General features: G+C 37.5%; 12 protein-coding genes and 2 tRNA genes. All 14 read left to right on the top strand.

The window, feature by feature from the left end:
- The first annotated feature begins 18 nt into the window (after positions 1 to 18).
- Positions 19 to 91: transfer RNA gene (locus IAD09_04990), tRNA-Lys, on the top strand.
- Between the two features lie 107 nt (positions 92 to 198).
- Positions 199 to 1,401: a site-specific integrase gene (locus IAD09_04985; GenBank protein HIT81575.1), complete on the top strand. Its 1,203-nt coding sequence runs from the start codon at positions 199 to 201 to the stop codon at positions 1,399 to 1,401.
- A 74-nt stretch (positions 1,402 to 1,475) separates the two neighbouring features.
- On the top strand, positions 1,476 to 2,471 hold the full coding sequence (locus IAD09_04980; protein HIT81574.1) for a hypothetical protein: 996 nt from the start codon (positions 1,476 to 1,478) through the stop codon (positions 2,469 to 2,471).
- 216 nt (positions 2,472 to 2,687) lie between these two features.
- A complete protein-coding gene (locus IAD09_04975) occupies positions 2,688 to 3,179 on the top strand; it encodes a hypothetical protein (protein HIT81573.1) in 492 nt (163 codons plus the stop codon).
- A gap of 68 nt (positions 3,180 to 3,247) precedes the next feature.
- The gene (locus IAD09_04970) at positions 3,248 to 5,053 is read left to right on the top strand and encodes a hypothetical protein (GenBank protein ID HIT81572.1); all 1,806 of its coding nucleotides are present in this window, start codon (positions 3,248 to 3,250) and stop codon (positions 5,051 to 5,053) included.
- A gap of 529 nt (positions 5,054 to 5,582) precedes the next feature.
- Positions 5,583 to 6,608 carry a DUF3871 family protein gene (locus IAD09_04965; GenBank protein ID HIT81571.1) on the top strand — a complete coding sequence of 342 codons (1,026 nt, stop codon included), beginning with the start codon at positions 5,583 to 5,585 and terminating at the stop codon, positions 6,606 to 6,608.
- Positions 6,609 to 7,366: 758 nt separating this feature from the next.
- Entirely contained in the window at positions 7,367 to 7,975 is a 609-nt protein-coding gene (locus IAD09_04960; protein ID HIT81570.1) for a hypothetical protein, read from the top strand.
- Positions 7,976 to 8,352: 377 nt separating this feature from the next.
- A complete protein-coding gene (locus IAD09_04955) occupies positions 8,353 to 9,207 on the top strand; it encodes a hypothetical protein (protein ID HIT81569.1) in 855 nt (284 codons plus the stop codon).
- Positions 9,208 to 9,629: 422 nt separating this feature from the next.
- Positions 9,630 to 9,851, top strand: a complete 222-nt coding sequence (locus IAD09_04950; protein HIT81568.1) for a hypothetical protein — start codon at positions 9,630 to 9,632, stop codon at positions 9,849 to 9,851.
- Positions 9,852 to 9,975: 124 nt separating this feature from the next.
- Positions 9,976 to 10,587: a hypothetical protein gene (locus tag IAD09_04945; protein ID HIT81567.1), complete on the top strand. Its 612-nt coding sequence runs from the start codon at positions 9,976 to 9,978 to the stop codon at positions 10,585 to 10,587.
- Positions 10,588 to 10,682: 95 nt separating this feature from the next.
- Positions 10,683 to 11,084: a hypothetical protein gene (locus IAD09_04940; protein ID HIT81566.1), complete on the top strand. Its 402-nt coding sequence runs from the start codon at positions 10,683 to 10,685 to the stop codon at positions 11,082 to 11,084.
- Positions 11,085 to 11,449: 365 nt separating this feature from the next.
- On the top strand, positions 11,450 to 12,238 hold the full coding sequence (locus tag IAD09_04935; GenBank protein ID HIT81565.1) for an ADP-ribosylglycohydrolase family protein: 789 nt from the start codon (positions 11,450 to 11,452) through the stop codon (positions 12,236 to 12,238).
- Between the two features lie 442 nt (positions 12,239 to 12,680).
- Positions 12,681 to 12,794, top strand: a tRNA-Lys gene (locus IAD09_04930).
- 464 nt (positions 12,795 to 13,258) lie between these two features.
- The coding region (locus tag IAD09_04925; protein HIT81564.1) for a hypothetical protein at positions 13,259 to 13,590 on the top strand (332 nt) is incomplete at its 3' end.

Below are 13,590 nucleotides of genomic sequence, written 5' to 3'. Positions count from 1 at the left end.
ACTTTTGTACCCGCAAATGACTCCGTAGCTCAGCTGGTAGAGCAAATGACTCTTAATCATTGGGTCGAGGGTTCGAGCCCCTCCGGGGTCACATTTGATTTTCAGAGAGTTGCACATTAATGTGCGACTCTTTTTTTATTGTTTTCACCCCCTGTTTCGCCCCAATATACGCAATTTGTGTAAACCAGCGTGTAAACCGTGGGAATTACAGTAAAAGCCGTTTGTTACAAGTCCAAAGTACTTAGTAACAATGAATCACCTCTAATGTTGAGAGTGACAAAAGACAGAAAACGGAAATATGTCAGTCTTGGCATATCCGTAAATCCTGCACATTGGGACTTTCTTAAGAATGAGCCAAAAGCAGATTGTCCCAATCGTGAGTACATCGAAATGCTCATAGCGGATAAAATCAAGGAATACTCCGCTAAAATTATTGAGCTCAAAGCAACCTATCAAGAGTTCACCCCTACTTCGCTTGTAGAAAAAGTCTGCGTAAAGCGTACCAACCGTAAGACGGTGGAAGATATTTTTCATGGACACATCACTTCCCTTATAAAGACAGGTCGTAGGAACTACGCTTTATCCGTCAAGCAACTGCATAACTCCCTCAAAGAGTTTTGCCACAGTCTTGACTTCTATTTTTCTGAAATGGATGTGGCTTGGCTGAAACGTTACGAGTTGTTTTTACGGGAAAAGCGGTTGGCAGAGAACACCATCGGCATACGCTTTCGCACCTTACGAGCTATTTATAATGTGGCAATGGAAGATGATGCAGTTTCACCGGATTGTTACCCATTCAAGAAATTCAAGGTGTCACGACTGCATGAAGAAACAGTGAAACGGTCTCTGTCAAAAGCTGACGTGGAACGCGTTCTGGCCTACAAGTCGACCAACCGTTATATGAGATTCCCGATAGACATCTTTGCGTTTACCTACTATTGTGGTGGGATAAACTTTATAGATATTGCGCACCTCACTCCGGCAAACCTCATAGAGGACAAGCTCGTTTACAAACGTCACAAAACAGGCAAGTTGATAAAGATTCCCTTGCAACCACAAGCACTGGAACTCATAAAGAAATACCATCGCAAAGAGAGCCCATACCTTTTTCCCATTCTCTCATCCTTTCACAAGACAGAGATACAAAAGTCCAACCGCATTCATAAGGTTATTGCCAAAGTAAACAAACGGCTGAAAGAGATTGGCGAAGAACTGAACCTGCCTATACCACTTACGACATACGTTGCCCGGCACAGCCAAGCAACAGTGATGAAGAAAGCAGGTGTTCCCACAGCAGTAATTCGTGAAATAATGGGGCATAGTTCTGAAAGAGTGACGCAAATCTATCTTGACAGCTTTGACAATGAGCAGATTGATGAAGCGATGAAATCACTACTTTAATAAAAATAATCCTGTTTATCAGAACGATAGGCGGGATTATTTGTAACTTTGCCCTATAATGAATAACATAAAATATGGAAAGAGATTATTTAAGACTACTGTTCACAATGGAGGAATTCATACGTCTTGAACCTCGATTAAAGAAATGGTTTGGAATAGATAGAAACAATCCGTACATACAAGAACTTTTTGGTAACTATGCAAGCATAAAGTTAGATGAATCTTCCAACAAAGAAAGATACATGAATGAAAAAGGGCATTATGATGTCAATGCTTACGCAGAAGCGCATTTTGAAGCGTTAGCAAAAGAAGAATTGCCTATGAGAATATCAACAGATACCTATTTGCTTACCATAGAGGATTTCTGCGAGAAAAACCAACTTGAAATTACAGAGAAAGACGAAGTTTACCAAGTCTTGCTCTATGCCTGTGCCCTATTAATGAGAAATAAATTGGAAACAACGGAATCCACACAGGAAGATATGAATTACGAATATCAAGAATACATCCATGCCATCCGTCCTGATATGTTGAAACTATACATAGGCTTGCACCACAACGATAGTCTGAATGATAAAGTCAAGAAATACCACAAACAATGCAGAATATCATTTGGTGATTTAAGCCCTATAAAGATAGACGAGCAGACACCGTGGTTTCAGGAAGCACTTGACCGTTATCTTGAAAAATATCTTGGTGTAAAAAGCGTAAAAGAAGCCGAGCAGGAATTATATGCCATTTATGGAAAAACTGTTGGGGCTAAAATGAATGTGAACGCAATAAGATTTATGTGGGGAACTTATCACTTGCTGCAAGATATACCTAACTGCAAGTCCAAGACTGAAAAATCTGTAACCAAAAAACAAGGCAGGATTATCGCAGACTTGTTGAACAGGCTCAATTTAATTGAGTACAAGGAAAAAGAAAGCTTTTTGGATTATATGGATGGGGAGAGAATTCGCGTGTCGTTAAAAAATTATCTCATGCAATATGATTCGATTGACGATATAATCAAAGCAAAGCAATATAAGACCTCTCCCAATAATACAGATTCATCAAGATATTATTAGCAAGCCTTTTCATTCGATATGATTTTTAGAGGGTGTGTCTATTCTGACACACCCTTTTTGTTTGGTAAAAAACTCTCTAAAAACAGTTTTAATAACTTACCAAAGTTCCCCAAGAATAATACCGACCTTTGCAACGTAATCGAAATACAAAGCGAGATGCAGCATAGCAATGTGTGGGTAGATTACGATGTTTAATATTTAATACTATTGATTGGTATGATGAAATACAATTTTGAGGGGATAAATCCCCAAGTAGAACAGTCGTATGATAATACGGCAGCTCACACAGAGTTGAAAGCGATGATGAATCGCAATGAGAGATTGACCCTCTACTTCACCATAGACCGATACGGCTATGAAGCAATTAGAGTGGAAAGCAAGACAACCAAGAACTTTGCCTATCAAATCGACCAAGAAGCATTTGCATGGGTGATGAACTATCTGATGAAAGGTGAAACCGAGGACTTCAACGTGAAGCCCGATGCAGTAGCCAAGTCCGAAGAAAGGGATGCCAACAAGTTCCGCAAAGAAATGTTGAAGCTGTTTGTGGAAAACGGAATAGGTAACATTCAGTTTACCCCTGAATTTCGGGACAGGACTGGCAAGCTCACAGCAGTAGCCAATTTCCGTAACGGAACTGTCCTTTTCTTTATGGAACGTGACGAGGAAATCACAAGCTATTTGCGAGAAAGAGGATTGATTAGATAAGCATTATTACTTAACCGAGAGTTGGGGAGCAATCAACAGCTCTCCACTCTCTTAAATTAAACAGCATTATGAGAAAAAGCATATTATCCATCAGTCAAGGACAACGCTTGTCTGATATTTATACGATTGAAACAAATACTATTCTCTGTAAGACGCTTACAGGACTGGGAGCTACTTATTCAGAAATCAAGGCTAAACGCCATTCTATTATTATAGAATTAAACCAACCGCCCATTGTGGGCAAATGTAAAGACCCGAAGCACAAGAAAGACAACCTTTTCGGGGTAATGCAGAAAGTCACGGTAGATGATGTGATTGCATATCTTGAAGACACCATTGCCAATGGTAAGCTCATTAAGATACTATGTACACCCGAAAGTTTCTACAAGGTCAAGCAAGCCTTTGAATATTTGGAACTGGATATGTACACGATGTGTTTCATGTTGTTGGATGAGTGCCACAAACTTGTCAAGGACAGCGATTATCGGGAGGATATAACTTTGCCAATAGACGATTTCTTTCATTTTGACGGGAAAGCTATGGTGTCAGCAACCCCGATTATTCCCTCTGACCCACGTTTTGAAAAACAAGGTTTCATACTTGTAGAAGTAAGACCTGATTACGATTACACAAAAGCAATGAACATAGTCCATACAAACAACGTGCTTGAAGCGTTGAACGTGACCCTGCCCCAAATTCAACAGGTACAGGAAGAACCGAGAAGCATTTGCTTTTTCATCAACAGCACAGACATGATTCTTCAACTTATGAATAAGCTGAATATCATTGAAGACAGTGTGGTGTTTTGTTCCACAAAGAGCGTGGATAAACTGAAACGAAGCGGATTCAACCGTGCCTATGATAATTGGAACAACAAGCACAAGAAGCTCTATATGTTTTTTACGAGCCGTTTTTACAGTGCATTGGATATAGAACTTGACGAGAAACCCGATGTTGTCTTTGTGACAGAGCCTTACTTTGCTGAATATACGATGATAGACCCTTGCACGGATGCGGTACAAGCAATCGGACGGTTTAGGGGTGGAGTTTCCACCATACACCATATCGTGAACACCAATGAAAGTTACCCTGTTAGAACAAAGTCCGGCATAGTGGAATATCTCAAAGCAAGTAGAGAAGCATATATGACGGTCAAACGGATATATGATTGTGCAACCTCTTTGGAAACAAGAAACGCTTTCAAGGCAGCTTTGGACGTGCTACCGTTCAACAGAATGCTGAAAAACGGCAAGATTGATTATTTTGCCATTGACAACTATATGGATGAAGCATTGGTTAAGTCCTCATACAACAACATTGACTTGCTCATGTCACTCTATGGAAAGACAAGCCATTTCAGAGCGGAAATATCCGATTCGCTATTTTATCCATTAGGCGACAAGGAACGGTTGACATTGGAGAACAAGAATACATCAATAAAGGAAAGCCGTAAAAAGTTGGTGGAGATTCTTGAATCTTTGAAAAACGACATGGATTCTCCCATTGTTCAAACGCACATAAGGGAACTTCGCAGACTTGACCCTTTTATAGTGGAAGCCTATGAAACGGTAGGAAAGGAAGTGATAGAGATTAACAATTACTCACCGAAGAAAATCAAAGAAGCCATGATACTGAAACGCTATCGGGAAAAGACGACAGGTGTTGAGTTTGTCCAACTATTGAAGAACTCCTTTCAAGTAGGGAAATGCTATACATTGAAATATATAAAGGCTGAATTAGTCAGACTTTATAAGATGCTTGACATATCGCCCAAAGATACGGTTACAGCACAGACGATTCGTGAGTTCTTCCAAGTCGAAGAATGCAAACACAAAGGACAAAAGGCATTATGGCTAATTGAATCTCTCATATAAAAGACAAGGACTTTTTTCATTGATTGTCTGTTTTATAGGGAGAATCAAAAAAAAGGTACTCTCAACAAGAAACTCTTACTGACATTCAATTTTACTCTATTTCTTAAATCCGCAGTCACTTACGATTGCGGATTTTTGAATTTATATACTTGTTCTCTTTTTAATATCAATCAAGGTAGTTCACTAAACAGAAGTCGGATTCTATCAAGTTAACCTTATCAATAAATGACCGCTAAAATTCTGACATATATAGCACCACTCAATTCTAATTCGCAATAGCCCCTTTACAACTTAAAAGCGACATACAACGCTAAACAGGAACTTGTGCCAATCAAAAAAATACGGGAAGTGTTACATACAAGCGACTACACCCCCAAAAACTCCCCTCCCCATAAGTGGAATGGAAAAGTAAAACCTATCCGATAGGTACAGGAGAAAAATATAACCTATCCTACTATAAACCTCTATAACTATGTGACAATGATAGTCATTGTCCTTGTAATCAATAACACTTAATCCCAATTAAATTATGGAAGCAACATTATCATTTGTACCAATGGTACGCAGCAATCATTCTTCGTTTGCACAGGATGCAGAGTACGTTCCTTTTGAGGAAGTAAGCGAACAGCCATCCATCAGACCCAGCGTGAATTTCTTGGAAGCCAACACTTCTGAAATCTCCATTGAGGAACTGACAACACAATGTGTAGTGCCTACATGGGCGAATCAGGAGTTGACAATCTCTCATCAGGACTTCATTCACACAGTGCATGAAGCAGCACAGACCATGTTTTCAGGTGAAACTATCTGTGAGCCTGCAATACGTGTGTCGCACATAGTACGTGGCAGGGTTCCGTCAGCACTTGGCAAGAAAGCAAGTGAGTTGTTGGAATCTGAAAAGACACAGTTCTACCAAAGACTGGCTTTTGCATTCACCATTCCTACCATTCATGAAAAGGTGAACGGTCAGAAGTTGGAGCTTTGCATTGGAGGTGTCCGGAACTATTCTGACCTGAACCTTTACAGGGCTAACAAAGGCATGGAGAAGTTCTCTGTCTTTATCGGTTGGAGAGTAAACGTGTGCAGCAATCAGGTGCTTACAGGGGACGGAGTGAAACTTCAACTTGAAGTAATGAATCTGAATGACCTTTACAGGGCTGTTCTTGAACTGTTCTACAACTTCAACCCTGCGAGGGAGATTCACCTGATGCAGAACTTATCACAGTCTTATCTCACAGAAACACAGTTTGCGCAGATAGTGGGCAGGATGAGATTATATCAGGCTCTGCCTAATGGCTACCAAAGGTCAGTTCCACGTTTGTTGATTACGGACAGTCAGATTAACAATGTCTGCCGTGATTACTTCACCAATCCGAATTTTGGAGCGAAAGGCAACACTATCTCCATGTTTGACTTCCACAACTTGCTGACAGAAGCCAACAAGAGCAGCTATATTGACACCTATCTGCAAAGGGCTGTGAATGCAACGGAAGTGGCGGTAGGCATCAACAATGCACTGCATGGAGATACGAAATACGCTTGGTTCTTGGGCTAAGTGCTTATTGATTCACTTCTGACAATCGGGCATTCCTCATTATGGGGAGTGTTCGATTTTTATTCCTGACACTCTTATAAATATAGTAATAAACAATACAAAAATGGACATACAGAATACACGTGAATACAAGGCTGCACAAGACTTGGAAAGAGCCTTGAATGATTATGGCTGGAATCCTGCGCTATTTGCAGAAAGTACAAGGTGCTTTCACCGGACTTTGCAGCAGAATTTAATAAGGACAGTTGTTGCCATAATAAGAATGGTGGGCAGTGAGAACTATGGGACAGACCTTAGAAACAGGGCTTCACATGAGCTTTGTAAAAGGATAGTAGAAAGTGGTCTGTTGGATGATACACATTTGTCTTTCATCTAAAATACTGTTATTTAGCAGGATTCAGCAAATATATTTCATTTAGATACAGATATTCAACGCTTTTTTGCTAACTTTGTGGCTGACTTCCGAAAGGTTGTCAGACATAAGAGAACGAAGAGCGTTATTGAACTCGTCCTTCTTATCGAATTCTCGCAAAATTGGATATGGAGTAGGATGGGTAGCAACAACGCTCACGCTACGGATATATACTATCCCGAAAGGGAGAACTATATACTCGCATGGCGTGAGTGGCTGTTGCTTATCCACTCCATAGGCAATGCGAGAAGCCCGATAAGAGGATAAGCAAGATACAGTCCTCACGCTTTTCGCATATAATAACTTAGCCGTTCCAATGGAGGATGAGGGACGATGAAAGCTCCGTATGGCAAGGCTTCAAGCTGCTTATTATTATAGTCAAACGCAGATAGATGAATACATAAATAGAGGTTTGACTAATTTCATGGGGGTAGGAGGAAATATCCCCTGGGGAGAGTTCATAAAAAAATATGGTGCTAATGTAGACTATTTTATAGATGTACCGATAAATGAACGATTTTATCTTGCAAATCAACCCTATGCTTGGTGTAGAGGAATCAGTACAGAATATGGTTACGACAAACCTGTTTTTTCAGAACAGGATTGTGCACCCATTACAGGGATTAATCTAATATCTCTATCCACACACAAAACATTACGTTTAGATGTTCGAAGATTGCTTACAAAAGGGCGATTTAATGATGGTGTGGTTTATAGCCCCAAAGGGACTATAAATACTTATGTTTTCGACTTAATTAGAAAAGCTATTCCATATATTACATTAAGAGAAGTTTTACAAGGACTAGTCCAGTTTATAGGAAATAAACATATTTATTTTGAAGAAGAACGAGTTCATGGTAAAATATGCCGTGAGGGGTATTCAGGACAAATCCCTTGCACAATACGAATTTTGAATGGATATTTTGCAGAAAATGTTTGCTATACTTCTCGTTGAATTAGAATGTGTTTATTTGAAATATGATTAAAAAACTATTAGTCAGTTGCTTAGGTTGCTTCTTAACCATAGTGAATGCTTTTGCTGGTCGGGACGATTACGGAAGAGATTATTCTGTCCGTGATGGAGATTCTTCATTCAGTCCGATATGGTTTTTCATTATCTTGGCTTTTATTGGTTATGGTGCTTATAATGCGTTCAAGAAGAATAATAACGATACCAACGGTAGAGGATGTTTAGCATCCATAATTGCAGTTGTCATTGCTTTTATCATATTTTCGATGATAGTTCGTGCATTGAAGTGAATGTGAAGATTCTGTTTTGATTGTGCCATATATCAATACTTCCATAATTATGATTAACATTTAGACTTTACAATGGTTTGGAATGAATTAGTAAAAAACAATAGGATAGAAATCATTAAAGCACTTTTCGAGAGTGGTGTGCAAAACACAATAGAAAAGTGTAGAAAGGATTTTATGCTTGCACGTCCTTTTACAGTTCCAATACCTATTGCATATTGGGGATATGATGATTTCAGAAGTTTAAAAGATAAAATGTTTGAAGATTTTTGCTGTGCCAATATAATAGCTGCTTTTCAAATGGCACAGCCTATTCGTGATAAAATTGATTTCTATGATTTGATATGTTGTGCAATGCCACAAACAGGTGATTATGAGAAGCAGAAATATATATATACAGAAGTTATAAAAACAACAAAGTCAGAAGAGATAAGAGATTACTATGTTAAACAACTATATATTCTCAATCTACACAACGAAGTAAGGAATAATTGCAAAATTGACTCTTCAATATATCCATATTTACTGAATAAAGAAAAGACAATAAAAGGATTAGACATTCTTATTAACGGATGCGATATGCCTTATAACCCATATAGAATATCTAATGTTGTAATTAAAGAAGAAACTCATAAAGAAATAGAGCTTACCATTACGGGTGATTGTCAGACATATGAACCTAAAACAAAACAAATGGAATATATAAATAAAGATGTTCGTTTTAGATTCCACGAATTAGAATGTTTTTCTATTAGAAGTAGTGAAACTGCTTTAATAAGATTTTATCCTACTAACAAAATTCAAGAACACGCTGACACTCTGACCTTCACTTGTGGAAATGCTATAAAAGTTGAAGCTAAAAAAATGGAAGTTATTTCTATTCATGAAAACACAGAGTTATACATAGAGGAAGAATTAGAGAAGCAATGACCAATTAATCCTAAATCGCTCAATAAATAGAGTTTGCAATCAATCAAAATATCGAATATGTCACATACCTTTTATAAATACGAATGTCCCGATTGTGGATATACCATAGATAGGTTGTCAGAGGGTGGTAGGTTGTTCTCTGAATACAACTATATCCAACTTCAATGCCCTGCGTGTAAAAAGGTGGAGAGCATTAATGTCCCTTATGAAAAGGAACAAACCGGAGAATTTCCATTATCAAAATGTTGTACAGCCAAGATGCAGAAATGGGATAAGGGTTGTCCTGTGTGTGGTAAGAAAATGATTCAGACAGTTCTATGGGATGATATTTGCTGAAATCTTTTTGAACAAATTTCTATTTATATAGACAGTCAAGAAAAAGTTTTACTATAATTAAGAACAGATAAAATTCAAAAGTAGATATGCAGATGAAACAAATACCATTCTATTTTACGATGCTTACTTTGCTACTTATTTGGAGTTGTGACAACAAGCAACAATCTGTTTCCATTGACAACCTGATAGTTGGCAAATGGGAAATGGTAGAATATGGAAGTGGCTATGTAAATGCTCTTGACAGCATTTCGTTTTATGAGAATGGCAAAATGGATTTTCCATTTGAACAGATTGAAAATCGGATATAAAACAAGGGAACATTTTTAGAAGAAATACCAGTATTATAGAGTGAATTTTAAAAGTCCTCTGAACTTATAACGAAGAAATAGAAGAATTTTAAGTACTAAAAACAAACTAAAAATATCAATTGATATGGAATCTGGACTTGTAGTATTATGTCTTATCGTAATGGCTATCACGTATATTGTTAGAAAAAAGAGAGCTGCCGACAAAAAAGGCAAGAAAGGAAAGTCTGATTATGAAAAAACAAATGAAGTCTTTAACAATGCCAAAAATAAAGACGAGTATCAGACAAGGAATTTTTTGTTGAAAACATTAACAGACATAGGTTGCCAATATGAGATAGACGATGAGAATTTTATAGTCTTCGCATACCAAGGAGAAACTTTTTCCATAAGCGCAAATAATGACACTCCTTTCATTTGGATTTATAGTTCTCCATGGATAGAAATTGGGATAAATGATCCTAATGCAGATAGTTTAAAACATGCTATTAATAAGGCAAATGAGTGTTGTGCCATTACAAGTTTATATACTATAAGAAAAGAGGAAGGGAGTATTATTGCATTTTGCAAAATAGCAATATATTTTGCTTATGACATCCCTGATTATAAAGTATATCTAAAATCTATGTTAAACGGTTTCTTTCTTGCCCTGCAGAAAGTACAGGGTGAATTTAGCACGTTGAGCAAAGAACTAGAACAAAAGGAAAGAATTGAGATAAAGGGATTCAGACCTGAATAAATATTATGGGCATAAAGGTACTTTTTTCTAAGAATCCTGTTTTATAGGGAGAATTTGAAAAAAGTACTATCGCCTAGATATAAACTATTGTGAAAATGAAAACCAGACTGTTTATTGCTATATTTCTTCTTATGGGAATATCATCTTATTCCCAAACACTACATTATCGAACTGTAGCATTTTCTACAAATTCATATAATACTTATACATCTTCTTGGTCAGGATGGAGTGAATGGGAATCGTCAGATATGTTGCTAACGATAAACTTTGATACAGATATTGCAACTATATATTCTCCTATTGCTCAAGTATATCATCTGCAAGAATTTGTTACCTCATTCTATGATTCAGATGGAGATTATCATATAGTTATTAAATTTATTGACCAAGACAAAGACTCAGGTATCTTAAGGATATTACAAAGAAAATCTGGAGAATTTGAGATATATGTAGAGTTTCTAAATGTCATGTGGTGTTATTGTGTTGTAGAGTTATAACCATAAAATAGGCGCAATTCATAATGCAAGCCACTGTAATATACGGTCTAACTACAAATCATTCCTATCACTTACAACATGAAAAGATAAACTAAACATTTGTGCTGTTTGACATACATGGTTCTTCTTAGCTACCCTAATAGAAAAATAAAACGCAACGAATATTTTATCCCTTCGTTACGCTTTTCTCATTTCTTTACTTCTCACAATAATTAGAGAATAGGATAGAGTTGCCTTTTTATGGTATTCGAGGAAATAAGGCTTACCTTGTAGTATTTGAGAAGGAGTACATTTTTTGAAGGAAGTCTGTTTTATAGGGGAATTTTGAAAAAGGTTCTCTATATTGATTTTAAAATGAATTAGTTATGAATGATATTTTATTAGGTGCAATTGCTGGTGACGTAATAGGTTCATATTATGAGTTCTGCCCTGTAAAAACAATTGATTTCAAACTCTTCAACGGTGATTCATCCCATTTTACTGATGACACGGTGATGACCGTTGCAAATGCTGATTGGCTACTGACAGGAGACAGCTTATTAGGAATTATGCAGGACTATGGTAATCGCTATATTGGAGTAGGATATGGAAGTTCCTTTTTTGAATGGCTTCGAGAGAATGACCCAAAACCATACAACAGCTTTGGAAATGGTTCTGCAATGAGGGTTAGTCCAGTAGGATGGGCTTTTGACACATTAGAAGAAACACTAAACGCAGCTAAACAAAGTGCAGAGGTTACACACAACCATCCGGAAGGAATAAAAGGAGCACAAGCTGTAGCCACTTCAATTTTTATGGCACGTATAGGGAAGTCCAAACAAGTAATAAAGCAATATATTGAAAAGAATTTTGGCTATAACCTTAGAAGAACTTGTAATGAGATAAGAAAAAATTATCGGTTTGTTGAAACATGTCAGGGAACTGTACCAGAATCAATTATTGCGTTTTTGGAAAGTACAGATTATGAAAGTGCCATACGTTTAGCAATATCATTAAATGGAGATGCTGATACAATGGGAGCAATAACAGGTGGAATAGCAGAGGCTTTTTACAAGGAGATACCGGCATACATAAAAAAAGAAGTACTGGAAAGACTTCCTAATGAATTTATCGACATGATGAAACAATTCCATGAAAAATATGTCTGTAAATAATTAAAATGTCAATTAAATAAAGAAAAACAATTGCTTGTTTATAATATTATACATGAGAAGATATTAAAATAAGTTGCACCTGAACATACAGGAAATTTGTTCAAGGAAAGTTTGTTTATAGGGAGGATTCTGAAAAAGTACTACCTTTCAAGTAAGCTGCTTTATTCTATAATTTCTATTATTAGAATACTATCGCTTTTCAAGTGTTCAGAAACGCTTGAATAATATGAGCATATACGCTTGATTTCCTTGTGTTTATTTGCACAACTCAACCCAATTTGCTAACTTCACATCACGAGAATAGAAATCCCATCCAACGATATTTAGATGAGATAAGCAATACAATTATTAACAATTACAGATTGTGTAAACCGAGGTGTAAACTAAAGTGCATTAACAATAAGATCGCGAGTGATTTTTGCAACTCTACTGATTCATAAGTGACCATGGCTCAGCTGGTTGCATCCAAAAGTGAGCATTAGCGAGCTTTCAGATGCCGAAGAAGAGCAAATGACTCTTAATCATTGGGTCGAGGGTTCGAGCCCCTCCGGGGTCACAGAAAAGGGAAGATTTTCGTCTTCCCTTTTTTTGTAACTCAGATAATCATGGCAAAATTTGGACTGACGCCACTTGCCACAATTCCGGTATCGGTATAAGAAATAAAACATCGGAAAATTTCTTTCTCACTGGTTCTATAAAAACTCCGAAAAGACGGTCGACAATGCTCCGCTTTTTACCGACTGAACAAGGAAGTTCCCGAACAATGCCTTTTTGTTTTTCAATTACGAATTTTTTACTGTATATTTCTAAAAATTTTTAAGATATTCTTTTACTGTATCAATAAATTTTATATCTTAGCCACCATACGTCATTTCCGTTCGATGCGGATGGAAAGAAAAAAAATGTTTTTACAATGGTCCCTCTCTACTCTCAAAGAGTGTTTCCGTCATAGAAAAGTTCTGCCATCAAACCTCAATATTGTTGTCTTCAAATATTTAAACACTCTAATATTATTCAATTATGAAAACATTTGCAATTACACCATTACCGTTGATTGTGACGTTTTTGCTTTTGTCACTAAGCAGCATGACCGCAGCTTCTCGCTCATCCGCGGCTCCCGACGACAGCACCGCTGTGGAACAAACTTTCCGACTCAACGTCTCCTTTAACGACGGGGGCGGACGCGTCATCATGGGCGACTCCACCCTCCTGCCGGGCAATTTCTCCGAATCCGTTCCGGAAGGGGTGGATCTCATCTTCCGTCCGCAACCCTACAACGGATTCGTCCTGGCCGAGGCGACCCTCAACGGGGAACCTTTCGTTTCGAGCGACGGCATATTCTACCGCACCTC

Origin of the sequence: Candidatus Caccoplasma merdavium, assembly GCA_018715595.1 — a bacterium.
In the GTDB taxonomy this organism is placed as follows: domain Bacteria; phylum Bacteroidota; class Bacteroidia; order Bacteroidales; family UBA11471; genus Caccoplasma; species Caccoplasma merdavium.
Note: the sequence above shows the minus strand (reverse complement) of the source record. Positions and strands in the feature narration are given on the sequence as shown.

Excerpts from the sequence above, each read along its gene's own strand:
- IAD09_04980 (HIT81574.1), top strand. The coding sequence starts at position 1,476 with ATGGAAAGAGATTATTTAAGACTACTGTTCACAATGGAGGAATTCATA.
- IAD09_04975 (HIT81573.1), top strand. The coding sequence starts at position 2,688 with ATGATGAAATACAATTTTGAGGGGATAAATCCCCAAGTAGAACAGTCG.
- IAD09_04970 (HIT81572.1), top strand. The coding sequence starts at position 3,248 with ATGAGAAAAAGCATATTATCCATCAGTCAAGGACAACGCTTGTCTGAT.
- IAD09_04965 (HIT81571.1), top strand. The coding sequence starts at position 5,583 with ATGGAAGCAACATTATCATTTGTACCAATGGTACGCAGCAATCATTCT.
- IAD09_04960 (HIT81570.1), top strand. The coding sequence starts at position 7,367 with ATGGCAAGGCTTCAAGCTGCTTATTATTATAGTCAAACGCAGATAGAT.
- IAD09_04955 (HIT81569.1), top strand. The coding sequence starts at position 8,353 with ATGGTTTGGAATGAATTAGTAAAAAACAATAGGATAGAAATCATTAAA.
- IAD09_04950 (HIT81568.1), top strand. The coding sequence starts at position 9,630 with ATGCAGATGAAACAAATACCATTCTATTTTACGATGCTTACTTTGCTA.
- IAD09_04945 (HIT81567.1), top strand. The coding sequence starts at position 9,976 with ATGGAATCTGGACTTGTAGTATTATGTCTTATCGTAATGGCTATCACG.
- IAD09_04940 (HIT81566.1), top strand. The coding sequence starts at position 10,683 with ATGAAAACCAGACTGTTTATTGCTATATTTCTTCTTATGGGAATATCA.
- IAD09_04935 (HIT81565.1), top strand. The coding sequence starts at position 11,450 with ATGAATGATATTTTATTAGGTGCAATTGCTGGTGACGTAATAGGTTCA.